At 65.2% G+C, this 24,836-nt stretch carries 21 protein-coding genes and 1 pseudogene; 7 read left to right on the top strand and 15 right to left on the bottom strand.

Annotated features, from left to right (window positions below; all coding sequences use genetic code 11):
• Nucleotides 1-139: 139 nt before the first annotated feature.
• The 14 genes from RR51_RS02190 to gshB form a co-directional block, all read right to left on the bottom strand.
• Nucleotides 140-754, bottom strand: coding sequence for a TetR/AcrR family transcriptional regulator (locus tag RR51_RS02190; RefSeq protein ID WP_025340913.1), 615 nt, complete (start codon nt 752-754; stop codon nt 140-142).
• A gap of 13 nt (nt 755-767) precedes the next feature.
• On the bottom strand, nt 768-2,450 hold the full coding sequence (gene phaC / locus RR51_RS02185) for a class II poly(R)-hydroxyalkanoic acid synthase (protein WP_039612490.1): 1,683 nt from the start codon (nt 2,448-2,450) through the stop codon (nt 768-770).
• 168 nt (nt 2,451-2,618) lie between these two features.
• On the bottom strand, nt 2,619-3,470 hold the full coding sequence (gene phaZ / locus RR51_RS02180; protein WP_013974535.1) for a poly(3-hydroxyalkanoate) depolymerase: 852 nt from the start codon (nt 3,468-3,470) through the stop codon (nt 2,619-2,621).
• Nucleotides 3,471-3,532: 62 nt separating this feature from the next.
• Nucleotides 3,533-5,212: a class II poly(R)-hydroxyalkanoic acid synthase gene (phaC, locus tag RR51_RS02175; RefSeq protein WP_015272085.1), complete on the bottom strand. Its 1,680-nt coding sequence runs from the start codon at nt 5,210-5,212 to the stop codon at nt 3,533-3,535.
• A 269-nt stretch (nt 5,213-5,481) separates the two neighbouring features.
• Nucleotides 5,482-5,859 carry a gamma-butyrobetaine hydroxylase-like domain-containing protein gene (locus RR51_RS02170; RefSeq protein WP_003249306.1) on the bottom strand — a complete coding sequence of 126 codons (378 nt, stop codon included), beginning with the start codon at nt 5,857-5,859 and terminating at the stop codon, nt 5,482-5,484.
• A gap of 163 nt (nt 5,860-6,022) precedes the next feature.
• The gene (hslU, locus tag RR51_RS02165; protein WP_015272084.1) at nt 6,023-7,366 is read right to left on the bottom strand and encodes an ATP-dependent protease ATPase subunit HslU; all 1,344 of its coding nucleotides are present in this window, start codon (nt 7,364-7,366) and stop codon (nt 6,023-6,025) included.
• A gap of 76 nt (nt 7,367-7,442) precedes the next feature.
• Entirely contained in the window at nt 7,443-7,973 is a 531-nt protein-coding gene (gene hslV, locus RR51_RS02160) for an ATP-dependent protease subunit HslV (protein WP_003249309.1), read from the bottom strand.
• A 213-nt stretch (nt 7,974-8,186) separates the two neighbouring features.
• The gene (locus RR51_RS02155) at nt 8,187-9,458 is read right to left on the bottom strand and encodes a dihydroorotase (RefSeq protein ID WP_015272083.1); all 1,272 of its coding nucleotides are present in this window, start codon (nt 9,456-9,458) and stop codon (nt 8,187-8,189) included.
• Nucleotides 9,455-10,459 carry an aspartate carbamoyltransferase catalytic subunit gene (locus RR51_RS02150; RefSeq protein ID WP_003257774.1) on the bottom strand — a complete coding sequence of 335 codons (1,005 nt, stop codon included), beginning with the start codon at nt 10,457-10,459 and terminating at the stop codon, nt 9,455-9,457. The genes RR51_RS02155 and RR51_RS02150 overlap by 4 nt, the downstream gene beginning before the upstream one ends.
• A gap of 12 nt (nt 10,460-10,471) precedes the next feature.
• Entirely contained in the window at nt 10,472-10,990 is a 519-nt protein-coding gene (gene pyrR, locus RR51_RS02145) for a bifunctional pyr operon transcriptional regulator/uracil phosphoribosyltransferase PyrR (RefSeq protein WP_003257772.1), read from the bottom strand.
• A gap of 49 nt (nt 10,991-11,039) precedes the next feature.
• The gene (ruvX, locus tag RR51_RS02140; RefSeq protein ID WP_013974530.1) at nt 11,040-11,477 is read right to left on the bottom strand and encodes a Holliday junction resolvase RuvX; all 438 of its coding nucleotides are present in this window, start codon (nt 11,475-11,477) and stop codon (nt 11,040-11,042) included.
• Complete coding sequence (locus RR51_RS02135; protein WP_015272081.1) at nt 11,477-12,046, bottom strand: YqgE/AlgH family protein; 570 nt, start codon at nt 12,044-12,046, stop codon at nt 11,477-11,479. Before RR51_RS02135 ends, ruvX begins: the two co-directional genes overlap by 1 nt.
• Nucleotides 12,047-12,217: 171 nt before the next feature.
• Nucleotides 12,218-13,123 carry an energy transducer TonB gene (locus RR51_RS02130; protein WP_013974528.1) on the bottom strand — a complete coding sequence of 302 codons (906 nt, stop codon included), beginning with the start codon at nt 13,121-13,123 and terminating at the stop codon, nt 12,218-12,220.
• 91 nt (nt 13,124-13,214) lie between these two features.
• On the bottom strand, nt 13,215-14,168 hold the full coding sequence (gene gshB / locus RR51_RS02125; protein WP_039612489.1) for a glutathione synthase: 954 nt from the start codon (nt 14,166-14,168) through the stop codon (nt 13,215-13,217).
• A gap of 212 nt (nt 14,169-14,380) precedes the next feature.
• Here gshB and RR51_RS02120 point away from each other — a divergent pair, with 212 nt between their 5' ends.
• From RR51_RS02120 to trhA, 7 genes and pseudogenes are all read left to right on the top strand, one after another.
• On the top strand, nt 14,381-14,782 hold the full coding sequence (locus RR51_RS02120) for a response regulator (RefSeq protein WP_003257770.1): 402 nt from the start codon (nt 14,381-14,383) through the stop codon (nt 14,780-14,782).
• Nucleotides 14,783-14,829: 47 nt separating this feature from the next.
• On the top strand, nt 14,830-15,195 hold the full coding sequence (gene pilH, locus RR51_RS02115) for a twitching motility response regulator PilH (RefSeq protein ID WP_003257768.1): 366 nt from the start codon (nt 14,830-14,832) through the stop codon (nt 15,193-15,195).
• A 161-nt stretch (nt 15,196-15,356) separates the two neighbouring features.
• A pseudogene (locus RR51_RS31855) lies at nt 15,357-15,656 on the top strand (chemotaxis protein CheW); the annotation flags it as partial.
• Between the two features lie 99 nt (nt 15,657-15,755).
• Nucleotides 15,756-17,810 carry a methyl-accepting chemotaxis protein gene (locus tag RR51_RS02110; RefSeq protein WP_013974525.1) on the top strand — a complete coding sequence of 685 codons (2,055 nt, stop codon included), beginning with the start codon at nt 15,756-15,758 and terminating at the stop codon, nt 17,808-17,810.
• Between the two features lie 35 nt (nt 17,811-17,845).
• Nucleotides 17,846-22,798 carry a hybrid sensor histidine kinase/response regulator gene (locus RR51_RS02105; protein ID WP_039612488.1) on the top strand — a complete coding sequence of 1,651 codons (4,953 nt, stop codon included), beginning with the start codon at nt 17,846-17,848 and terminating at the stop codon, nt 22,796-22,798.
• Nucleotides 22,791-23,264 carry a chemotaxis protein CheW gene (locus tag RR51_RS02100; RefSeq protein WP_039612487.1) on the top strand — a complete coding sequence of 158 codons (474 nt, stop codon included), beginning with the start codon at nt 22,791-22,793 and terminating at the stop codon, nt 23,262-23,264. Before RR51_RS02105 ends, RR51_RS02100 begins: the two co-directional genes overlap by 8 nt.
• Before the next feature lie 158 nt (nt 23,265-23,422).
• Complete coding sequence (gene trhA, locus RR51_RS02095) at nt 23,423-24,040, top strand: PAQR family membrane homeostasis protein TrhA (protein WP_013974522.1); 618 nt, start codon at nt 23,423-23,425, stop codon at nt 24,038-24,040.
• Here trhA and RR51_RS02090 read toward each other — a convergent pair whose 3' ends face one another.
• Nucleotides 24,041-24,760 carry a 16S rRNA (uracil(1498)-N(3))-methyltransferase gene (locus RR51_RS02090; RefSeq protein WP_039612486.1) on the bottom strand — a complete coding sequence of 240 codons (720 nt, stop codon included), beginning with the start codon at nt 24,758-24,760 and terminating at the stop codon, nt 24,041-24,043.
• Between the last annotated feature and the right edge of the window lie 76 nt (nt 24,761-24,836).

Raw genomic sequence — 24,836 nt, 5'->3', positions numbered from 1 at the left:
CTGATCTGATACCGCGTCGCCTTCTTCGCGGGTAAACCCGCTCCCACAGGTGCTGCGCCGCTTGTAAGCTCTGCACCGTACCTGTGGGAGCGGGTTCACCCGCGAATGCGTCGGCTGCTGCAATACATTCCTGTCAGGCTTACCCCTCCAGATACCTCACCGCCAACTGCTCCGCCGCCCCCCGCGCCTGGGCCTGCAGATGCGGCGCCACCAGCATCATCACCTGGTATACAACAATCCCCACATCCCCCTCGCGCCCCAGTACCCGCTGGTAATCCAGCGAGAACATCAGTGTCAGGGTGATCTGCTCCACCAGTTGCCCCAGCGCCTGGGTCTCGCTCTCTACCAGCCCCTGGCCCTTGAGGCTGGCCAGCAACGCCGCCAGCGTGCGCTTGAGTGCGTTGATCAGGCTGCGCATGCCGCGGGCCAGTTTGGGCAGGCGCCCGGTCAGGTTCGACAGGTCCTGGAACAGGAAGCGGTACTGCGCCATGCGTTCGACGATCAGGTGCAGGAACAGCCAGTAATCCTCGGCATCCAGGCGTACCTCCAGCGGCGGGTCGAGCAAGGGCATCAGCGCTTCTTCAAAGCGCTCGAACAGCCCCAGCACCAACGGCTCCTTGCCGTGGAAGTGGTAGTAGAGGTTGCCGGGGCTGATGCCCAGTTCGTTGGCAATTTCCAGGGTGGATACGTTCGGTTCGCCCTGCTGGTTGAACAGCTGCAGGGCACATTCGAGGATACGGTCGCGAGTCTTCATCCAGTCGGCATGCTCATCGGGTCAGCACATAGGTGCCCGGCGCAGGGCCCAGCGGTGGGTAGGTGGCATTGCCCAGTTCGCTGCGCGGTGCCTTGAGCGGGCCGGAGCGCGGGGTGATCCACTCCAGCCACAACGGCCACCAGCTGCCTTCGCTGCGTTTGGCATCGTGGAACCAGGCACGCGGGTCGCTGGACAGCTTGGGGTTGGCCAGGTAATAGGCCTTGGGGTTGCCGGGCGGGTTGATGATGCTCTGGATGTGCCCGCTGTTGGCCAGCACGAAGCGACGGTCGCCGCCCAGCAGCAAGGCCGAGCGGTACACCGCATCCCACGGGGTGATGTGGTCGTTGCTGCCGGCCACGGTGAAACTGTCCAGATCGACCTTCTGCAGGTCGATGGGGGTGCCGCATACCTCCAGGCCGGCGGGGTGGGTCAGCGGGTTGAGCTTGAAGAAGTCCAGCAGGTCGCCATGCAGCGCGGCGGGCAGGCGCGTGCTGTCGGCGTTCCAGTACAGGATGTCGAAGGCTGGTGGTGTCTTGCCGAGCAGGTAGTTGTTGACCCAGTAGTTCCAGATCAGGTCGTTGGGCCGCATCCAGGCGAAGATCCGCGCCACCTCGGCGCCATCCAGCACGCCGCGCTGGTAGGAGCGGCGCTTGGCGGCTTCGATGGTCTGCTCGTCGGCGAACAGGCTGGCGGGGCTTTCGAACTTGCTGTCCAGAAGGCTGACTAGGTAGGTGGCGCTGCGCACCCGACGCAGTTGGTGCTTGGCCTGCAGGTGACCCTGCAGCGCGGCCATGGTCAGGCCGCCGGCGCAGGCACCCATCAGGTTGGGGTCGCGGTTGCCGCTGATGCTGCGGCAGGCGTTGAGCGCTTCTTCCAGGGCCTGCACGTAGCTGGACAGGCCCCATTCGCGGTGGCGCGGGTCGGGGTTGCGCCAGCTCACCATGAACACCTGCAGGCCGCTCTTGAGCATGTACTGGACAAAGCTGTTGGTCGGGCTGAGGTCGAAGATGTAGAACTTGTTGATCTGCGGGGGCACCACCAGCAGTGGCCTGGCATGCTGCCTTTCGCTCATCGGCTTGTACTGGATCAGCTCCAGCAGCTCGTTGCGAAACACCACGGCGCCGGCGGTTGCGGCCAGGTTGCCGCCCACTTCGAAGGCGCGCTCGTCGACCTGGCGTGGCAGGCCATCGTTGTGGCGCAGGTCATCGAGCAGGTGGGCCACGCCGCGTACCAAGCTCTGGCCACCGCTGTTGAACAGTTCCTTGACCGCCAGCGGGTTGAGCAGCGAGTTGCTCGGCGCCAGTGCATCGTTGATCAGGTTGAACAGGAAGTGCGCACGGGCCCGGTCATCGTCGTCCAGGTGGCTTTCCTCGATCCACAGGCGGGTCTGCTTCTGCCAGGCCAGGTAGGCTTGCAGGCCGCGCCGGTAGAACGGGTTTTGGCTCCATGTCGGGTCGCTGAAGCGCGGATCGCGCGGGTTCGGCTGAAACGGTGTGTCACCCAGCATCACCCTGCCCAGCTGACCACCCAGGGCCAACAGGTGATGCGCGGTGTGCAGCGGATGACGCAGGCTTTGGCGGCTGACATTGCGCAGCGTGGAAATCAGGTCACGGCCGCGCAGGCCGAGGATGGCGTTCTGCACGTTCATGCTGGTGGCGGGAAGCGTTGTCGTTCCTTTGGCCGTTTTGTCTTTCATGGCAACACTCCCTCGTCCTGACCTGGTGCCTCATGACTAAACATATTCACTGATTTAGCAGGGTCTCTGTGGGAGCGGGTTCACCCGCGAACACCGGCGAAGCCGGTGCCATACACCGAGTTGGATTCTTCGCGGGTGAACCCGCTCCCACAGGGTCCCAAATCGCCTTCACACACCCGAAACCGGGCGAGGGTGCATGACAGCGCGCTGACGCTCTTGCTGAAGGAACTTCATGATGATCGGGGCGACGGCCTCGGCCCGGGTGATCAGGAACAGATGGCCGTCGTCGATAATGTGTAGCTGGGCATTGGGAATTCGCCAGGCCAACAGGCGCATGTTGATCAGCGGGATCAACGGGTCGTCGTCGCCTGCCAGCACCAGGGTCGGCTGCTGGATCTTGTGCAGCCAATGGATGCTGGTCCAGCCAAGCCCGGCGAACAGCTGCCAGTAGTAGCCCATCTTGCCGCCGGATCGCACCTTGGCGGCGTGCTGCATGGCCAGGTCCGGGTCACGCCGGAAGCCGCCGCCATAGATCGTCGGCGCAATGCGGATGACATGCGACGGCTGCACGTAGCGCCGAGGGCTGGCCATCATCCACAGCACCTTGGGCTTGCCCGGCACCATCACCGCACCGGCGGCAGTGGCGGCCAGCACCAGCTTCTTGCAGCGCTCGGGGTAGTCGTGGGCGAACTGCTGGGCCAGGGCGCCGCCCCACGACACGCCGATGGCATTGACCTGGCCATAGTCGAGGTAGTCGAGCATGCGTGCCGTCAGCTTGGCCAACCCGGGGAAGCGGTAAGGGTGGCGCGGCGTGGACGAGCCGCCGACCCCGGGCACGTCAAAGGCGATGACTTCCAGGTCCGGGTCCAGCGCCTCGATGAACGGAAACACCAGCTCCAGGTTGGCGCCGATGCCGTTGAAGATCAGCAGCGGCGTCAGATGCGACTTGCCCGGGCGGACGGCGGTGCGGATGGACTGGTTGTCCAGCTCGACGGTCCTGAAGATATAGGGTTGCGGCATGCGCGTGACTCATGGGGTGAAATGAACACCGTGGCGCCCCGCAGGGGCCACGGCGCTGCAGCTCAACGCTCGTGAACGTAGGTGCCCGGGGATGCCTCGCCAGCGGCATAGGCACGGTTGCCCAGACGGGTCGGTGCCTTTTTCAGCTCGCCGGCACGTTCGCCCAGCCAGCTTTGCCAGTGCAGCCACCAGGAGTCCGCATGCTTGGTAGCGTTTTCTTGCCAGGCCACCGGGTCACCCGGGCGATCGGCACCGGTCATGAAGCGCGCCTTGGGGTTGCCTGGCGGGTTGAGGATGCTCTGGATATGGCCGCTGTTGGACAGCACGAATTCGATCTTGCCGCCGAACAGGTGCGCCGAGCGGTAGCACGACTGCCAAGGGGTAATGTGGTCATTGGTGCCGGCGAGGCTGTAGATGTCGCATTTAACCTGTTTCAGATCGATCGGAGTGCCGCACACTTCCAGGGCGTCCGGGCGCGTCAGCGGGTTGCTCTTGAACATCTCGATCAGGTCGCCATGGAAGGCGGCCGGGAGGCGCGTGGTATCGTTGTTCCAGAACAGGATGTCAAACACCGGCGGCTCGTTGCCGAGCAGGTAGTTGTTGACCCAGTAGTTCCAGATCAGGTCGTTGGGGCGCATCCAGGCGAACACCTTGGCCATCTCGCTGCCTTCGAGCACGCCGGCCTGGTAGGAGTGGCGCTTGGCGGCCTCCAGGGTCTGCTCGTCGACGAACAGGGCGACCTGGTTGTCCATGGTGGTGTCCAGCACGCTGACCAGCAGGGTCAGGGCATTGACCTTGTTCTCGCCTAGCGCGGCATAGTGGCCGACCAATGCCGTGCAGGTGATGCCGCCGGAGCAGGCACCGAGCATGTTCAGGTCCTTGCTGCCGGTAATCGCCAGCACCGCGTCGACCGCCTCCTTGAGCGCATCGATATAGGTGGACAGGCCCCATTCGCGCTGGGCTTTGGTCGGGTTGCGCCAGCTGATGATGAAGGTCTGCTGCTGCGAGCGCAGGCAGTAGCGCGCCAGGCTCTTTTCCGGGCTCAGGTCGAATACGTAGAACTTGTTGATCTGCGGCGGCACCACCAGCAGCGGGCGGGCATGCACCTGCTCGGTGATGGGGCTGTACTGGATGAGTTCCAGCACATCGTTGCGGTACACCACGGCGCCTTCACTGGTGCCCAGGTTCTTGCCCACCTCGAAGGCGTCCATGTTCACCTGGCTGGGCATGCCGCCGTTGTTGACCAGGTCCTTGGCCAGGTTGGAAAGGCCATCGAGCAGGCTCTTGCCGCCTGTTTCGAAAAAGCGTTTGACCGCTGCCGGGTTGGACAGGGTGTTGGTCGGCGCCATGGCTTCGGTCATCAGGTTGATGACGAACTGGCCACGGCTGATGTCCTGGGGCGAAAGGTCACTGCTGCCGATCCAGTCCTGCAGCTCCTTGCGCCAGGCCAGATAGGTTTGCAGGTAGCGGCGGTAAAGTGGGTTGTTGCTCCATGCCGGGTCATTGAAACGACGGTCGTCGCTCTCCGGGGCAAGGCTGGACTTGCCCAGCAGCACGTTCTTCAGCTCCAGGCCAAAGTGGGCCACATGCTTGGCGCTGTGCAGCGGTTGGCGCACGGCCTGGCGCAGCACGGTGCGTGCCGAGCTCAACAGGTCCTTGCGACGGATACCGATGACCGGGTTCAGCCCCAGGGTGTTTTCCGAGGCCTGCCGCTGCAGCTCATCGTTGTTCTTGTTACTCATCTACGACGCTCCGTTGTCCTGAGACGAGTACCGGTTGCTGTGGCGGGTGCACAGTTCTGAGCCCGGTACTGCTACTCGGGTGACCAGTGATAAGGAACAGCGGTGCTGCGAGGGTTCTGGCTACCTGCAATTTGATGCAGGGAACTTGCCACCCCCCATTGGTTACCCGACTTTCATGTAATGCGCAAGACAGCCCGTCACTGGGCTGTCTGTAAGGTATTCAAACAAATGAATTTAGAAAATGCGCTCTAAATCCTGCAGGCCTTGCGCTAGAGCATGAGTTTGACCACCGACTCGGCGGGGTCGCGTGACTTCCCGGCCTTGTGCAGTTCGTCGAGGTACTCGGCCCACAGCTGTTCCTGGCGCAGGCACAGCTGCTCGAGGTATTCCCAGGTGAACAGGCCGCTGTCATGGCCGTCGTCGAAGGTCAGTTTCAGTGCGTATTGCCCGGCAGGTTCCAGGCCGCTGAGGCCGACGTTGATCTTGCCGAACTGCAGGATGGGGTTGCCGTGGCCCTGGACCTCGGCGGAGGGGGAGTGCACGCGCAGGAATTCGGCGGGCAGGTGGTAGACCTCGCCGGGGGCGTAGGTGAGGCTGAGGGTTTTCGAGGCTTTGTGCAGGTTGATGGCGGTGGGCAGGCGGGCCATGGGCAGAATCTCTCGGGAGCTGATGAAGCAAGCTTCCAGCTTATGATCGAGGGATTCAAGGGCCTCTTCGCGGGCACGCCCGCTCCCACAGGATCACCACATGCTTTGGGTCTGTGGTGATCCTGTGGGAGCGGGCGTGCCCGCGAAGCAGTCGATGCCCTTTTTACAGGATGTAACGCGACAGGTCTTCGTTCTGCGCCAGCTCACCCAGGTGGCTGTTCACGTACGCCGCGTCGATCTGGATCGGCGCTTCGTCATGGGTGCTGGCCAGGTCGCCAGCGCTGAACGACACCTCTTCGAGCAAACGCTCGAGCAGGGTGTGCAGGCGGCGGGCACCGATGTTCTCGGTCTTCTCGTTCACCTGGTAGGCAATCTCGGCCAGGCGCTTGATACCGTCGGCGAGGAACTCGATATTCAGGCCTTCGGTCTTGAGCAGGGCCTGGTACTGTTCGGTCAGCGACGCGTGCGGCTCCTGCAGGATGCGCTCGAAGTCTTCCGGGGTCAGGGCCTTGAGCTCCACACGGATCGGCAGGCGGCCTTGCAGTTCGGGCACCAGGTCGCTCGGCTTGCTCAAGTGGAACGCACCCGAGGCAATGAACAGGATGTGGTCGGTCTTGACCATGCCCAGCTTGGTGTTGACAGTGCAGCCTTCGATCAGCGGCAGCAGGTCGCGCTGCACGCCTTCACGGGACACGTCGGCGCCGCCAACATTGCCGCGCTTGGCAACCTTGTCGATTTCGTCGATGAACACGATGCCGTGCTGCTCGACAGCTTCCAGGGCCTTGGCCTTGAGTTCTTCCTCGTTGACCAGGCGGCTCGCTTCTTCATCGCGAACCATCTTCAGCGCCTCTTTGACCTTCAGCTTGCGCGCCTTGCGCTTGCCTTTGCCCATGTTGGCGAACAGGCTCTGCAGCTGGTTGGTCATTTCTTCCATGCCGGGCGGCGCGGCAATTTCGACGCCCACGGCATCGGCCACTTCGATCTCGATTTCCTTGTCGTCCAGCTGGCCTTCGCGCAGGCGCTTGCGGAATAGCTGGCGGGTGTTGGAATCGGTGCTGGTCTGCGCGGCTTCTTCGGCGAAGCTGCTGACACGCGCCTGCGGCAGCAGGGCGTCGAGGATGCGGTCTTCGGCGGCGTCTTCGGCGCGGTGGCGCACGCGGATGATCTCTTGCTCACGCAGCATCTTCAGCGCGGCATCGGCCAGGTCGCGGATGATCGACTCGACGTCGCGGCCCACATAGCCCACTTCGGTGAATTTGGTGGCTTCGACCTTGAGGAACGGCGCATTGGCCAGCTTGGCCAGGCGGCGGGCGATTTCGGTCTTGCCGACGCCGGTTGGGCCGATCATCAGGATGTTCTTCGGGGTCACTTCGGCGCGCAGCTCGGCGGGGAGCTGCATGCGCCGCCAGCGGTTGCGCAGGGCGATTGCCACGGCGCGCTTGGCGTCGTCCTGGCCGATGATGTGGCGGTTGAGTTCGTGGACGATCTCGCGGGGGGTCATGGACATGATCAATAGGGTCCTCGGGCAGAATGATTCAGCGTGGAAAAGCCCCATCACCGGGATGGAGCGCCAGAACAGCTGATCAGTCGGCCAGGTCCTGCTCCTCGATGGTCAGGTTGTGGTTGGTGAACACGCAGATGTCGCCGGCGATGTTCAGGGCGGTCTCGGCGATTTCACGGGCCGAGAGGTCAGTCTTGTTCAGCAGGGCGCGTGCTGCGGCCTGGGCGTAGGCACCGCCGGAACCCATGGCGATCAGACCGTCTTCAGGTTCGACCACATCGCCGTTGCCGGTGATGATCAGGGAGGCGTCCTTGTTGGCCACGGCCAGCATGGCTTCCAGGCGGCTCAGGGAGCGGTCGGTACGCCATTCCTTGGCCAGTTCGACGGCGGCGCGGACCAGGTGGCCCTGATGTTTTTCAAGCTGGCCTTCAAAGCGCTCGAAAAGGGTGAACGCATCGGCGGTGGCGCCGGCGAAGCCCGCGATGACCTGGCCGTGGTACAGGCGGCGCACCTTCTTGGCGTTGCCTTTCATCACGGTGTTGCCGAGGGATACCTGGCCGTCGCCGCCCATGACGACTTTGCCGTTACGGCGGACAGAAACGATGGTGGTCAAGGGGAGAGTCTCCACGCAGCGGGGCGAAAGTGCCTGATGCAGACTCATATGGGGGTGGGGGGAAGGATTTCAACCGTGGGGGATGAATGGTAGGTGTTCCCCTGTACTGGCCTCATCGCCGGCAAGCCAGCTCCAACACGGATATCACAGGCATTGAGGGCAGTGATTTCCTGTGGGAGCTGGCTTGCCGGCGATGAGGCCAGTGAGGGTTACTCAGGCCTCGTGGCAGACATGCCCATCGACCAAGGTATAACGCACCGCACCCGGCAGGCAGTGGCCGATGAACGGGCAGTTCTCACCGCGGGAGAACCACTGCTCGCCGGCCACGGTCGAGGCTTGCGGGTCGAACAGCACCAGGTCGGCCGCGCCTCCCACTTTCAGCTCGCCGGCCGGCAGGCGCAGGGCCGCCGCCGGGCCGCTGCTCAGGCGGGCCAGCAAGGTTGGCAGGTCGAGCAGGCCGTCCTGCACCAGGGTCATGGCCAGCGGCAACAGCAGTTCGACACTGCTGATGCCCGGCTCGGTGGCGCCGAACGGGGCCAGCTTGGCGTCGCGCTCGTGTGGCTGGTGATGGCTGGAGATCGCCTGGATCACGCCCGACTTCACCGCCGCACGCAGGCCGTCACGGTCGGCGGCGGTGCGCAGCGGTGGCTGCACGTGGTACAGGCTGGAGAACTCACGCAGCGACTCGTCGGTAAGGATCAGTTGGTACAGCGCCACATCGGCGGTCACCGGCAGGCCAAGCTGCTGGGCCTGCTCGATCAGCCGTGCGCCACGGGCGCTGGTGATCTGGGTGAAGTGCGCACGCACGCCGGTCTGTTCCACCAGCAGCAGATTGCGCGCCAGGGCCACGGTCTCGGCGGTTTCCGGAATGCCCGGCAGGCCGAGGAAGCTGGCCATGGCACCTTCGTGAGCCAGGCCGCCTTGGGCCAGGTCGCGGTCCTGGGAATGGAACACCACGGTCAGGTCGAAGGTGGCGGCGTATTCCAGGGCGCGGGCCAGGGTACGGTTGTTGGGGATTTCCTTCAGGCCATTGCCGAAGGCCACGCAGCCGGTGTCGCGCAGTGCCACCAGCTCGGCCAGTTGCTCGCCTTCCAGGCCCTTGGTCAGGGCGCCGATCGGATAGACCTTGCTGTTGGCAGCCTCGCGGGCGCGGTCAAGGATAAGCTCGGCCACGGCCGAGGTGTCCAGCACCGGCTTGGTCTGCGGCGGGCAGCACAGGCTGGTGACACCGCCGGCGACGGCGGCGCGGGTTTCACTGGCGATGTTGCCTTTGCGGCTGTAGCCCGGCTCGCGCAGGGACACGCCGAGGTCGACCAGGCCGGGTGCGGCGACCAGGCCATCAGCCTGGATCGTGCGGCTGGCGCTGAAGCCGGCCGGGGCTGCACCGATGGCGGCAATACGGCCGCCGTCCAGGTGCAGGTCGGTGACCTGGTCCAGGCCGCTGTTCGGGTCGATGACCCGGGCGCCGAGAATACTGATGGTCACTGGGCGTTCTCCTGGTCGAATTGACGTTGCGCGTTCTGCCCGCTCATGGCCATGGACAGCACGGCCATGCGCACGGCGATGCCGTAGGTGACCTGGTTGAGGATCACCGAGTGCTTGCCGTCGGCCACCGCCGACTCGATTTCCACGCCACGGTTGATCGGGCCCGGGTGCATGACGATGGCGTCGGGCTTGGCGCCGGCCAGGCGCGCGGTGGTCAGGCCGAACAGGCGGTAGAACTCGCCTTCGCTGGGCAGCAGGCCGCCGGCCATGCGCTCACGCTGCAGGCGCAGCATGATCACCACGTCGACGTCCTTCAGGCCTTCGGCGAGGTCCGTGTAGACCTTCACGCCGTACTGCTCGATACCGATCGGGATCAGGGTTTTCGGGCCGATCACGCGGATGTCCGGGCAGCCCAGCGCTTTGAGCGCCAGCATGTCGGAGCGGGCCACGCGCGAGTGCAGGATGTCGCCGACGATGGCCACCGACAGGTTCTCGAAGCTGCCCTTGTGGCGGCGGATGGTGAGCATGTCGAGCATGCCCTGGGTCGGGTGCGCGTGGCGGCCGTCACCACCGTTGATCACGGCAACTTCCGGGCACACATGCTCGGCGATGAAGTGCGCAGCCCCGGAATCGGAGTGGCGCACCACGAACATGTCGGCGGCCATGGCTTCGAGGTTGCGCAGGGTATCGAACAGGGTTTCGCCCTTGCTGGTCGAGGAGGTCGACACGTTCAGGCTGATCACGTCGGCCGACAGGCGTTGGGCCGCCAGTTCGAACGTGGTACGGGTACGGGTGGAGTTCTCGAAGAACACGTTGCACACAGTCTTGCCGCGCAGCAACGGGACCTTCTTCACGGCCCGGGCACCGACTTCCAGGAAGGAGTCGGCGGTGTCGAGGATCTCGGTGAGCAGTTCGCGGGGCAAACCGTCGAGCGAGAGGAAGTGGCGCAGCTGGCCCTGATCATTGAGCTGCAGCGGGCGCTTGGCGTCGATTGGCGTCATCGCGGGGGACTCTTAAAGGGCGGAAGCGGAGGCGAGGTCCTGGCGCTCGAGGGCGAGCGGTGCGGGTCCGGTCAATTTTACCCGTTCATGGGGGGGCAGCGACAGGGTGGCGCCGAGTACATTCGGGCGGATTGGCAGTTCGCCAGCATCCAGGTCCAGCAGGCAGACCAGGGTGACGCTGGCCGGGCGGCCATAATCGAACAGTTCGTTGAGCGCGGCGCGTACCGTGCGGCCGCTCATCAGCACGTCATCCACCAGCACCAGGTGCTGGCCCTCGACCTCGAACGGCAGCTCGGACGGGCGCACTTGCGGGTGCAGGCCGTTCTGGCTGAAGTCGTCGCGATAGAACGAGACGTCCAGAGTGCCCATGGGGCTGGTGTCGCCCATGGCTTCCTGCAGGGCCTGGGCAACCCAGACGCCGCCGGTGCGGATACCGATGTAGCGCGGTTCGTTAATTGCCCGGCGCGCCAGGTGGGCACGAAGGTCGACAGCCATCTGCCGAATCAGGTCGGCGGGATTGGGTAGGCTCATTGCGGGCTCCTCGGAAGGGTGCGCCGGGCGGGGCCGGCGGCAAAGATGATCAGGTATTGGCCTCCAGCCAGCCTTGCAGCAACAGGGCGGCGGCGATGGCATCGACCGGGTTGTCGCGGTAGCTGCCGCGCTGGCCGCCACGGGCCATGCGCTCGCCCTTGGCCTCGAAGGTGGTCAGGCGTTCGTCGTGGGTGTGCACGGGCAGGTTGAAGCGGCCGTTCAGGCGGCGGGCGAACTTTTCTGCGCGGGCGCTCATTTCGCTGGGGGTGCCGTCCATGTTCAGCGGCAGGCCGACGACGATGGCGTCTGGCTTCCATTCGGCAATCAGCTTTTCCACCTGGGCCCAGTCCGGCACGCCGTTCTGTGCTTTCAGTGTGCACAGCTCGCGGGCCTGGCCGGTAACCACCTGGCCGACGGCTACGCCGATCTGTTTGCTGCCGTAGTCGAAGCCCAGCAGCAGACGCAGTTCAGGGTGCAGTTCGGCCATCAGGCGTGGCCCGCCTGGCTGGTCAGCAGGTTCAGGTTGATCCCCAGGCTGGCGGCGGCGGCTTCCAGGCGCAGGTCGCTGGTCAGGCCGAAGATGATTTCCGGGTCGAACGGGCAGTTGAGCCAGGCGTTGTCTGCAAGCTCCGCTTCCAGTTGGCCCGCTTCCCAGCCGGCATAGCCCAGGGTGATCAGGCTCTGTTTCGGGCCTACCCCGGCGGCGATGGCAAGCAATATATCCTGCGAGGTGGTCAGCGACAGCCCTTCCAGCGCCACGGTGGCCTGGAAACTGCATTCGCTGCTGTGCAGCACGAAGCCACGGTCGGTCTGTACCGGGCCACCTTGGTAGATCGGCACCTGCAAGGTGCTGGCCGGTGGCATTTCGTCCGGGCGCAGCTGCTCGAGGATGTCGGCCAGGTTCAGCTCCTGCGGCCGGTTGACCACCAGGCCCATGGCGCCATGGGCGTTGTGCTCGACGATGTACGTGAGGGTCTGGGCGAAGTTCGGATCGGCCATGTGTGGCATGGCGATCAGGAACTGATGCTTGAGGTAGCTCGGCGTGAGGGTTTTCATGGGGGATAGTGTGGCGCCAGGTGGCGAGGCTGACAAGGTGCGTAACGAGGCTTGCGCGTTCCCTGTGGGAGCGGGTTTACCCGCGAATGCGCCAGATCAGGCAATGATGTCGCTTAGTCGGACGCTTTCGCGGGTAAACCCGCTCCCACAGGAACCGCATAATGCCGCAGGTCAGTTACTGGACAAACGGTCCCCACGGGCAAAGCGCCAGGTGCGGATGATCTCCAGCCGGTCAAACTCGGCCAGGTCCCCGGTAAACGGCGCAAACGGCGCGGCCAGCCGCACGATGCGCTGCGCCGCCTGGTCAAGCACCGGTTGCCCGGACGACTCCAGCACCAGTACCTCGTACAGCGAGCCATCGCGGTTTATCGACACCATCATGCGCAGGTTGCCGTAGATCTGTTGCCGGCGCGCTTCGTCGGGGTAGTTCAGGTTGCCCACCCGCTCGACCTTCTTGCGCCACTCCTCCTTGTACCAGGCACCCTTGTCGCGCATGGTCGAGGCGGCGTTGAGCCGATGGATGCGCGGGCGCTTGGCGTACATCTGCTGTTCGTTGGACAGCTCCGCCTCCAGGCTGGCGATCTGGCTGGACAACTGTGAGCTGTCGAAGTCCGGTGCCGGGGCTGCCGGCTTGGGCTGCGGTTTGCTTTCCCTGGGTTTGGGCTCGACCTTCTGCGGCTTGGGCGCCGTGGTCACTACCGCCGACTTCTGCGGGACAGGGGGCGGTACCACCTCGGGCTTCGCGGCGGGTGGTGGGGTGATCTTGTTGATCTTGCTGTCCTGGAACGGTGCCAGTTCGGTGGTCTTGGGTACCGCTTTCTTGTCCAGGGTGCCGCTGCCCTGCTGGTTGTCCTGGGCCTGGAAATCGGCTTTCTCCGGCGGTTTCTCGCTCTTGAAGGTGGCCAGGGTGATGTCCATGGTGTGGCGGATTTCGGCAGGCTTGACCACGCTGAAGCCGACGCCGAGGATCAGCGCCAGGTGCACCAGGGCAGCCAGGAACAGGGTAAAGCCGAGCCGGTCCACCGGGCGAACACGGGGGGGCAGCAGGTCGGCGGGGATGTCAGCGGGCAGCGTCATCGGGTTTCCAGCAACCGCAGGGCGGGGCAGCAGGCCAGGCTAAAAGGACCCGCATCATACCCCACTCTGGGTTGTTGCCGTGCGTCGGCGGTCAGCGCGCCTTCAGCTGGCGATCAATGGCATCCATCAATTGCCCGCCGATATCGGTGTTGTAGGCGGCATCGATCTCGCGGATGCAGGTGGGGCTGGTGACGTTGATTTCGGTGAGGTAGTCGCCGATCACGTCCAGGCCTACGAACATCAGGCCCTTCTCGCGCAGGGTCGGGCCGACCTGGGCGGCGATCCAGCGGTCGCGGTCGGTCAGCGGGCGTGCCTCGCCACGGCCACCGGCGGCCAGGTTGCCACGGGTCTCGCCGCTGGCCGGGATGCGCGCCAGGCAGTAGTCCACCGGCTCGCCGTCGATCATCAGGATGCGTTTGTCGCCGTCCTTGATCTCGGGCAGGTAGGCCTGCGCCATGATCTGCTGGCCGCCGTGCTGGGTCAGGGTCTCGAGGATCACCGACAGGTTAGGGTCGTCCTTGCGGTGACGGAACACCGAGGCGCCGCCCATGCCGTCCAGCGGCTTGAGGATTACGTCACCACGGCTGTCGGCGAACTCGCGCAGGATGTCGACACGGCGGCTGACCAGGGTAGGCGCCATGCACTGCGGGAACTGGGTGGCGAACAGTTTTTCGTTGCAGTCGCGCAGGCTCTGCGGGCGGTTGACCACCAGTACCCCCTCGCGCTCGGCCTGCTCCAGCAGGTAGGTGCTGTAGACGAACTCCATGTCGAAGGGCGGGTCCTTGCGCATCAGGATCACGTCCAGCTCGGCCAGCGCGCTGTCCTGCTCCTCGCCCAACTCGAACCAGCGGGCCGGGTCGGCGAACACTTTCAGCGGGCGCATCTGCGCACGGGCCTGGCCGGCGCCCAGGTACATATCGCGCTGTTCCATGTAGAACAGGCTCCAGCCGCGCGCCTGTGCGGCCAGCAGCATGGCCAGCGAGCTGTCCTTCTTGTAGGAGATGGACGCGATGGGGTCCATGACAATGCCGAGGCGAACGCTCATGGGGTGGTTCCTCTTGGCGGCACGTGGCCGCGATGGATCGAAAGAAAAGTGGCTCAGGGTGGCGCCGTGAACGCCGCCGGTCAAGGGGCGCCGCAGATGGAACGGCCACCCGGAGTGTGCTAAAAATGCCAGTCATAGCGCTATACAACAGGCCTTTGGGGCTGCGCAGCAGCTCCAGGAATTCGGCATAAGCAGCGACGGTAGCCCAAGTGATGGAACAACCCCTGAAGGTGATGGTGATCGACGACTCGCGCACGATCCGCCGCACCGCACAGATGTTGCTCGGTGAAGCGGGCTGCGAGGTGATCACCGCCAGCGATGGCTTCGATGCCCTGGCCAAGATCGTCGACCACCAGCCCAGCATCATCTTCGTCGATGTGTTGATGCCGCGCCTGGACGGCTACCAGACCTGCGCGGTGATCAAGCACAACAGTGCCTTCAAGGACACCCCGGTCATTCTGCTTTCGTCACGTGACGGCCTGTTCGACAAGGCCCGCGGCCGGGTGGTCGGCTCCGACCAGTTCCTGACCAAACCGTTCAGCAAGGAAGAACTGCTCGACGCGATCCGCGCCCACGTGCCCGGTTTTGCCGCAGCCCAACAACACGCACCCTGACCGCGCCCCGCCATGGCACGGTCTTTCTTTCCTGATGGGGAACCAGCATGGCCCGAGTTCTGATTGTCGACGACTCGCCGACAGAGATGTACCGATTGACCGAATGGCTGGAAAAGCACGGCTACCAGGTGCTCAAGGCCAACAACGGTGCCGATGGCGTGGCCTTGGCACGGCAGGACAAGCCCGACGCGGTGTTGATGGACATCGTGATGCCCGGCATGAACGGCTTCCAGGCAACCCGTCAGCTCAGCAAGGACCCGGAAACCAGCACCATCCCGGTGATCGTGGTCACCACCAAGGACCAGGAAACCGACCGTATCTGGGCCACGCGCCAGGGCGCTCGTGACTTCCTGACCAAGCCGGTGGAAGAGGACGCGCTGATCGCCAAGCTCAAAGAAGTGCTCGGGGCTTGACCACCCGCCCGCAGGGCGCGTCGCTGACCGCCTTCGAGTTGTTGCTGGACATCGACCGGCGCTGCCGCCTGCTGGTCGCCGACCAGCCGCCGCAGGACAACCGCCTGCAACAGTGGAGCGGCATCGGCTTCCGCATAGCCGGGCAATGGTTCGTCGCGCCCATGGGCGAGGTTGCCGAGGTGCTGCGCGAACCGCGCAGCAGCCGCGTCCCCGGCGTGCAGCCGTGGGTGTGCGGGGTAGCCAACCTGCGCGGGCGGCTGTTACCGGTGATGGACTTGAGCAGTTTCTTCGGCCTGGGCCACGCCGCCCCGGGCAAGCAGCGGCGGGTGCTGGTGCTGGACCACGAGGACCTGTTCGTCGGCCTGCTGGTGGACGAGGTGCTGGGCCTGCAGCACTTTGCCCTCGACAGCCTGCAACTGTCGCCGCCACAGCCCCTGATCCGCGCCGCTGCACCTTTCGTGCAGGGGCACTTCCCGCGTGAACGCAACTGGGCGATCTTCAGCCCCTTCGCCCTGGCCCAGGCGCGGCTTTCTCGATGTGGCGTTATAGGACCTGCGAACGTGAACAAGCCTGCCACCCCCGTCACCACCGTGACCCCACGTACCCGCAGCATCGCGCAGATCACCGTGCTGTTCCTGATCCTGATCCTGTCGATCATTCTGTTGTTCGCCAACTTTGCCTACCTGAACACCCAGTCCAACTACGACAAGCAGTACATCGGCCACGCTGGCGAACTGCGGGTGCTGTCGCAGCGCATCGCCAAGAACGCCACCGAAGCCGCCACCGGCAAGGCCCTGGCCTTCAAGCTGCTGTCGGACGCGCGCAACGATTTCGAACGGCGCTGGGGCTACTTGCGTGAAGGTGACAAGTCCACCGGCCTGCCACCTGCGCCGCCCATGGTGCGTGACGAGATGGAAGCGGTACGCCGCGACTGGGAAAACCTGCGCAAGAACACCGACACCATCCTGGCCAGCGAGCAGACCGTGCTGTCGCTGCACCAGGTGGCGGCGACCCTGGCCGAGACCGTGCCGCAGTTGCAGGTGGAATACGAGAAAGTAGTCGAAATCCTGCTGCAGAGTGGCGCCCCTGCCAGCCAGGTGGCGGTGGCCCAGCGCCAGTTGCTGCTGGCCGAACGCATTCTCGGCTCGGTCAACACCGTGCTGGCCGGTGACGACGCCGCGGCCCAGGCGGCGGATGCCTTCGGCCGCGATGCCGGGCGCTTCGGCCAGGTGCTCGAGGGCATGCTCAGTGGCAACGCGGCGATCCAGGTGACCCGTGTCGAGGACGCCGACGCCCGTGCGCGCCTGGCTGAAATTGCCGAGCTGTTCCAGTTCGTTGCCGGCTCGGTGGATGAAATCCTCGAAACCTCGCCGGAACTCTTCCGCGTGCGCGAGGCTGCGGGCAACATCTTCAGCCTGTCGCAAACCCTGCTCGACGAGGCCTCGCACCTGGCCAACGGTTTCGAGAACCTGGCTGGCGGGCGCACGCTCGACACCGTCGGCGGCTATGTCCTGGGCCTTCTGGCGCTGGCTTCGATCATCCTCATCGGCCTGGTCATGGTACGCACCACCAACCGCCAGCTGCGTGAGACGGCGGAAAAGAACGAACGCAACCAGCAGGCGATCATGCGCCTGCTCGACGAAATCGAAGAGCTGGCTGACGGCGACCTGACCGTGACCGTATCGGTGACCGAAGACTTCACCGGCGCGATTGCCGACTCGATCAACTATTCCGTGGACCAATTGCGCGACCTGGTCGCCACCATCAACCACAGTGCCGTGCAGGTCGCTGCCGCCGTGCAGGACACACAGAACACCGCACGCCAGCTGGCCAAGGCCTCGGAGCACCAGGCCGAGCAGATCAGCGAGGCTTCCGAGGCGGTTGGCGACATGGTCGAATCGATCGACCGGGTTTCGGCGCATGCCTACGAGTCGGCCAAGGTGGCCGAGCGCTCGGTGGCGATCGCCAACAAGGGCAACGAGGTGGTGCACAACACCATCAACGGCATGGACAACATTCGCGAACAGATCCAGGACACCGCCAAACGGATCAAGCGCCTCGGTGAATCTTCCCAGGAAATCGGCGATATCGTCAGCCTGATCGACGACATTGCCGACCAGACCAACATCCTCGCCCTCAACGCGGCGATCCAGGCCTCGCTGGCCGGCGAGGCCGGCCGTGGGTTCGCCGTCGTCGCCGACGAAGTGCAGCGCCTGGCCGAACGCTCGTCGTCGGCCACCCGGCAGATCGAAGCGCTGGTGCGCACCATCCAGGCCGACACCAACGAGGCGGTGATATCCATGGAGCAGACCACCGCCGAGGTGGTGCGCGGTGCCCGCCTGGCCCAGGATGCCGGGGTGGCGCTGGCCGAGATCGAAGGCGTATCGCAGAACCTTGCCGACCTTATCCACAGCATCTCCGATGCCGCCCAGCTGCAGACTTCGTCTGCCGGGCAGATCTCCCACACCATGGCGGTCATCCAGCAGATTACCGCGCAGACCTCCGCCGGCTCCGGCGCCACTGCCGACAGCATCCGCCACCTGGCACGCATGGCCAGCGAGATGCGCCGTTCGGTGTCCGGGTTCACCCTGCCACCACCAGCAGAGCCCAAGTGAATAGCCCTACTGAAGAGCAGCGCCGAGGAGTGCCCATGGCTGTAGCAGCTGTAAGCCCCGAGCGCCACGACACGGTGGCGCTGGCCTGGACCAAAGCCGCCATCCTCGACTGCCTGGGCCAGGCGCGCCAGGCGCTGGAGCGCTTTGCCGGCGAGCCTGGCGACCTGTCGATGATGGCATTCGTGGTCGACAACCTGCACCAGGTGCACGGCTGCCTGCGCATGCTCGAACTGCGCGGCGCCACGCGCCTGGCTGAAGAACTGGAGCTGTTCGCCAAGGCCCTGGCCGATGGTCAGGTCAGCCCCCGCGGTGATTGCCTGGGCGCGTTGTTCCGCGGCCTGGAGCAATTGCCATCGTATCTGGAGCGCCTGCGCGGCGCCCGCCACGACCTGCCACTGGTGATGCTGCCGCTGCTCAACCAGCTGCGTGCCTGCCGTGGCGAGGAGCCGTTGGCCCAGGCCAGCCTGATCAGCGGCGCCACACAACGCTTTGCCGGTGCCGACGACCTGGCCAACCTCGACCTGTCGCTGGGCAACTGGCGCGACCAGCTGCAGGCAGGGCCGGGCCGCGATGCCCTGCGCTCGGTGGTGACCGCGCTGTGCGACGACCTGATGCGCATCAAGGAGCGCCTGGACCAGTTCGTGCGTGGCGATCGCCAGCACAGCGAGCAGCTCGATGCCCTGCTGGCACCGCTGCACCACGTGGCCGACACCCTGGCGGTGCTTGGCTTCCAGCAGCCACGCCGGGTGATCATCGACCAGGTGCTGGCGCTGCAGGCCCTTGCCCAGGGCGAGCGGGCCGTGGACGACGCGGTGTTGATGGATGTAGCGGGGGCCCTGCTGTACGTGGAGGCCACGCTCAATGGCATGGTCGGCCCGCTGGAGGAAAACGGCCAGGGCGGCCTGCCGGGCTCGGACCTGGCCGAAATCCGCCAGCTGGTGTTGAACGAGTCGCTGAATGTGCTGCAGCAGGCCAAGGACCTGATCGGCGATTGCCTGGAATCCGGCTGGCCTCGGCAACGCCTGCAACCTTTGCCAGGGCTGTTGCAGCAGATTCGTGGTGCGCTGGCGATGTTGATGCTGCCGACCGTGGCCGAGCTGTTTGCCGGTTGCGCCAGCTATGTGCAGCGGTGGCTGCAGCACCTGGAGGTGGAGCCGCCAGCCGATGAGCTGACGCACTTGGCCGAGGCCCTGAGCGCCGCCGAATGCTACCTGCAATGGCGGGTGGCGGACCCATTGGCGGATGGCCAGCCCTTCATCGACATGGCGCGCGCCAGCCTGGCGACACTGGGTGTGCACTGCGCGATGGTCGAGGCCACCGCAGGCCAGGATGGCAGCGCTGATGGCATCGATGACGAGCTGCGTGAAGTGTTTCTCGACGAGGCCGGTGAACTGCTGCCGGAAATCGAGCGCCACTGGTTGCGCTGGCGTGCCGACAACCAGCAGCGCGAGGCACTGGGAGAAGTACGCCGCGCCTTGCATACGCTCAAGGGCAGCGGCCGCATGGTGCATGCCGAGGCGGTGGCCGAGCTGGCCTGGGGCGCAGAACACCTGCTGAACCGGGTACTCGAGGGCCGCAGCGTGCTCAGCCCGGAAGGCGTGGTGGCCCTGCAGCAGGTATTCGTCTACCTGCCCGACCTGCTGGCCGACTTTGCCGCAGGCCAGTTGCCGCAATTGACGGAAATCGAGCAACTGGCCGGGCACCTGCATGCCCTGGCCGAAAACGATGCCCCAGTGGCGGCCGACATCGACGGCCTCGATCCGCAACTGCTCGACATTTTCCGCAGCGAGGCGCAGGGCCACCTGGCCAGCCTGGATGCTTTCCTGCAGGGCGCCGACGGCCACGATACGCAGGTCAGCGATGGCCTGCAGCGCGCCCTGCACACGCTCAAGGGCAGTGCCGCCATGGCCGGGGTGATGCCGGTCGCCGAACTGGCCACCGCCTTCGACCGCCTGGCACGTGAATACAAGGGCCACCAACTGCCCCTGCAAATGGCCGAGATCGAATGGCTGGAAGCTGCGCGCTCGCTGTTCCACCTGGGCCTGGCGCAACTCGACAGCACGCCGTTGGCAGCCATCCCCGGCGCCGCGGAACTGATCGAGCAGGTCGGCCAGGCGGTTGACGGGCACCTGGCCAGCTTGCATGACGACCCGCAGCATGGGCGGCGCAGCAAGCGCGACCCGCAATCGATTGCCAGTTTCCTGGCCCAGGCCATGGATATCCTGCTTGATGCCGAGTCGTTGCTGTCGCGCTGGCAGGAACAGCCCGGCCAGCGCGATGCGCTGGACACCCTGCTCGACGAACTGACTACCCTGGGCCACGCTGCGCATCTGGCCGACCTGTGGCAGATGGATGACGTGTGCGAGGCCTTGCTCGACTTGTACGGCGCCGTGGAGGAGGGCAGCCTGCCCGCCGATGCACGGTTCTTCGCCCACGTGCAGCGGGCCCATGAAGCACTGCTGGACATGCTCGACGAAGTGGCGGCCGGGCAGGACATCCCGCCAAGGCCAGAGCTGGTCGACAGCCTGCGCCACCTGCTTGGCCAGGCCCTGGCACCGGAGGCCACTGGCCTGGTGGGCATCGACACGGTCACGCCGTTGCATCCGGACATGGACCTGGCCGATACCCTTGGCCTCGGGCCTGCGCACAACCCTTTGCTGCCAGCTGTGGCCGAGCCGCTGGTCGAAGAGCCGGAAAGCCCAGGCGAAGAGCTGCTGGAAGTCTTCCTCGAAGAAAGCTCGGACATCGTCGAGAGTGCCGCCGCTGCCCTGGCGCGCTGGCAGGCTGACCCGCGCAGCAGTGTCGAGGTGGACAACCTGATGCGCGACCTGCACACCCTGAAGGGTGTGGCGCGCATGGTCGAAATTGCGCCGATCGGCGACCTGGCCCACGAGCTGGAGTTTCTCTACGAACTGCTGGCCGCAGGCCGTATGCCACCGAGCGCGCCACTGTTCGCCTTGCTGCAGAACTGCCATGACCGCCTGGCGCATATGCTCGATGCCGTGCGCCTGGGGCAACCGCTGCATGCTGCCACCGCGCTGATCGACTACATCCGCAACTTCAGCGTCTCGGCTTTGGCCGACAGCGCTGCCGGCCAAGGGCCGGTCGAGGCCGCGACCAGTGAGGCGCCGGCGGTGGCTCCGGAGCGGGCACCAGGCGACATGGTCAAGGTCGATGCCGAGCTGCTCGACGACCTGGGCAACCTGGCCGGTGAGCACTCGATCATCCGTGGGCGCATCGAGCAGCAGGTGAACGATGCGCAGTTCACCCTCAACGAGATGGAAACCACCCTCGAGCGCATGCGCGACCAGTTGCTGCGCCTGGATATCGAGACCCAAGGGCGGATGTCCAGCCGGCAGCAGTTCGAAGGCGATGCCTATGACGACTTCGACCCGCTGGAAATGGACCGCCACTCGCAACTGCAGCAACTGTCGCGGGCCTTGTTCGAGTCCGCCTCGGACTTGCTTGACCTCAAGGAAACCCTGGCACAGCGCGCCCAGGAAGCCCACAGCCTGCTGCAGCAGCAAGCGCGGGTTAACAGCCAGTTGCAGGAAGGCCTGACCGCGACCCTGATGGTACCCTTCGAGCGTCTGGTGCCGCGCTTGCAGCGTGTGGTACGGCAGGTGGCCAGCGAGCTGGGCAAGCAGGTTGAGCTGGTGGTCGGCAATGCCGAGGGTGAGCTCGACCGCAGCGTGCTCGAACGTATGGTGGCGCCGCTGGAGCACATGCTGCGCAACGCCGTCGACCATGGCCTGGAAAGCCGCGAAATACGCCTGGCCGCGGGCAAGCCGGAGCAGGGCACCATTCACCTGAATCTGCTGCACGAAGGCGCGGACATCGTTATCGAAATGACCGACGACGGTGCCGGCGTGCCACTGGAAGCGGTGCGCCGCAAGGCCATCAAGCGCGGCCTGCTGGACCCGCAGGCGCAATTGAGCGATCACGAGATCCTCCAGTTCATCCTGCGACCGGGCTTTTCCACTGCCGAGAAGATCACCCAGATTTCCGGGCGTGGTCTGGGCATGGACGTGGTACACGAAGAGGTCAAGCAACTGGGTGGCTCGATGAGTATCGAGTCGGCCCAAGGCAAGGGGGCGCGCTTCCTGATCCGCCTGCCGTTCACCGTGTCGGTCAACCGTGCGCTGATGGTGCACCTGGGCGAAGAGCAGTACGCCATTCCGCTGAACACCATCGAGGGCATCGTCCGCGTGCCGCCGGCCGAACTGGCGGCGTGCTACCAACTGGACGCCCCGCGTTATGTGTACGCCGGCCACGAATACGAGCTGCGCTACCTGGGTGAGCTGCTGCAGGGCATGCCGCGCCCGGCATTGCTGGGGCAGAGCGTGCCGCTGCCGGTGCTGCTGGTGCATTCCCAGGAGCAGTCGTTCGCCATCCAGGCCGACAGCCTGTCGCCCAGCCGCGAGATCGTGGTGAAGAGCCTGGGGCCGCAGTTTGCCGCGGTTGCCGGGTTGTCGGGGGCGACGCTGCTGGGCGATGGTCGGGTGGTACTGATTCTCGACCTGCTGGGCCAGTTGCGTGGCCAGCAGCGGCGCCTGGCGCGCCTGCCGGGTGGCGGTGCGGCTCGGCGCCAGGTGTTCGGCCCGGAGCCACGGCGGGCGTTGCTGGTAATGGTGGTGGACGATTCGGTGACTGTGCGCAAGGTCACCAGCCGCCTGTTGGAACGCCACGGCATGAGTGTGCTGACGGCCAAGGACGGGGTCGATGCAATGGCCTTGCTGGAAGAACACCGCCCCGATGTGTTGCTGCTGGACATCGAGATGCCGCGCATGGACGGCTTCGAGGTGGCCACACGTATCCGCCGTGACGAACGTCTGAAAGACTTGCCGATCATAATGATTACTTCGCGCACCGGGCAGAAGCACCGCGACCGCGCCATGGCCATCGGCGTCAACGAATACCTGGGCAAGCCGTATCAGGAGTCGGTCCTGTTGCAGAGCATTGCCCACTGGAGCCAGACCCATGCTTGAACTGATCGCCGGCCAACGCAGCAGTCTGACCGGGCTTTTACTGCCGTTGGGTGACCGTACCCTGGTGTTGCCCAACGTGGCGGTGGCCGAGTTGAGTGGCCAGCGCAACCTGGTGTGCCAACGCGGCGAGCCGGCCTGGCACCTGGGCTGGATCGACTGGCGCCAGCAGCGCCTGCCGCTGATCGGCTTCGAAGCCGCGTGCGGTGGCGAGACACCCTGCGGCGAGCGGGCACGCGTGGTGGTGCTCAATGCCTTGGGTGATACCGGCCTGCGTTACCTGGCGTTGTTGCTGCAAGACATACCGCGCTCCTGCAAGCTCGACAGCCAGCTGAACTACGTGGATGTGGCGCTGGGCCGCCTGGAGCTGGCGGCGGTGCAGGTGGGTGAGCAGGTGGCGCGGGTGCCGGACCTGGTCGGGCTGGAACGGCTGGTGCGTGACGCGGAACTGCAACCTGAGCTTGGGTAGGATGTAAGGCACAGGGCCGCTTCGCGGGTAAACCCGCTCCCACAGGTAGTGCGCCACCCTCTGGTATCGTGGGATCCCTGTGGGAGCGGGTTTACCCGCGAAGAGGCCGGAACAGAAGGACGCAGGAACCCAGCCCACCTCAGGAGGTCTGTGTTTGCATGTACTACGGTGAACGCTTCAACGCCTGGACCCACCTGGTCGGTGCCGTCCTGGCCTGTATCGGTGCCATCTGGCTGATCGTGGTCGCGGGCCTGCAGGGTGACCCGTGGAAGATCGTCAGTTTCTCCATCTACGGCAGCACATTGCTGTTGCTGTACAGCATTTCTACCCTGTACCACAGCACTCGCGGGCGGGCGAAGGTGATCATGCGCAAGCTCGATCACCTGTCGATATACCTGCTGATCGCCGGCAGCTACACGCCGTTCTGCCTGGTCAGCCTGCGCGGGCCCTGGGGCTGGAGCCTGTTCGGGGTTGTCTGGGGGCTGGCGGTGATCGGCATGTTGCAGGAGATCAAGCCACGTTCCGAAGCGCGCATCCTGTCGATCATCATCTATGCGGTGATGGGCTGGATCGTGCTGGTGGCTGTCAAGCCATTGCTGCACTCGCTCGGCAGCGCCGGCTTTGCCTGGCTGGCTGCCGGCGGGGTGTTCTACACCGTCGGCATCATCTTCTTCGCCTTCGACAGCCGCTTCCGCCACTGGCATGGCATCTGGCACCTGTTCGTGATCGCCGGTAGCCTCATGCACTTCGTGGCGGTGTCGTTCTACGTGCGATAGTTAAAAGTCGCCCCACAGTTGCTGTGCCACCGACAGTGCAACCACCGGTGCGGTTTCGGTGCGCAGCACGCGTGGGCCGAGGCGTGCGGCGTGGAAACCGGCAGCCTTGGCCTGCTCGACCTCCGCTTCGCTCAGGCCGCCTTCGGGGCCGATCAGAAAGGCCAGGGTGGCCGGCTTGGGATGGCTGGTGAGCGGTTCGGCCACCGGGTGCAGGACCAGTTTCAGGTCGGCGTTGGCACTGTTCAGCCACTCGGCCAGTGTCACTGGCGGGTGGATGACCGGCAAGGTCGAGCGGCCGCATTGTTCGCAGGCGCTGATCGCCACCTGACGCCAGTGGGCCAGGCGCTTGTCGGCGCGTTCATCCTTCAGCCGCACTTCGCAGCGTTCGCTGACGATGGGGGTGATTTCGTTGGCGCCCAGCTCGGTGGCTTTCTGGATCGCCCAGTCCATGCGCTCGCCACGGGACAGGCCTTGGCCGAGGTGCACGTGCAGTGGTGAATCGGCCTGGCCGGCGAGGGCCTGGTCGAGGCTGACGCGCACGGTTTTCTTGCCCACTTCGAGCAACTGGCCGCGGTATTCCTGGCCACTGCCGTCGAACAGCTGCACGGCGTCGCCGGGGGCCATGCGTAGTACGCGGCCGATGTAGTGGGCCTGGGCTTCGGGCAAGTCATGCTCGCCAAGGCTCAGGGGGGCGTCGATGAAAAAGCGGGACAGTCTCATGGTTGAGCTCAAGCTAAAGGGAGAAGGTGGTCCCTGTGGGAGCGGGTTCACCCGCGAATGCGGCGGTAACTCCACT

The sequence above is a fragment of the Pseudomonas sp. C5pp genome, assembly GCF_000814065.1.
In the GTDB taxonomy this organism is placed as follows: domain Bacteria; phylum Pseudomonadota; class Gammaproteobacteria; order Pseudomonadales; family Pseudomonadaceae; genus Aquipseudomonas; species Aquipseudomonas asiatica.
Note: the sequence above shows the minus strand (reverse complement) of the source record. Positions and strands in the feature narration are given on the sequence as shown.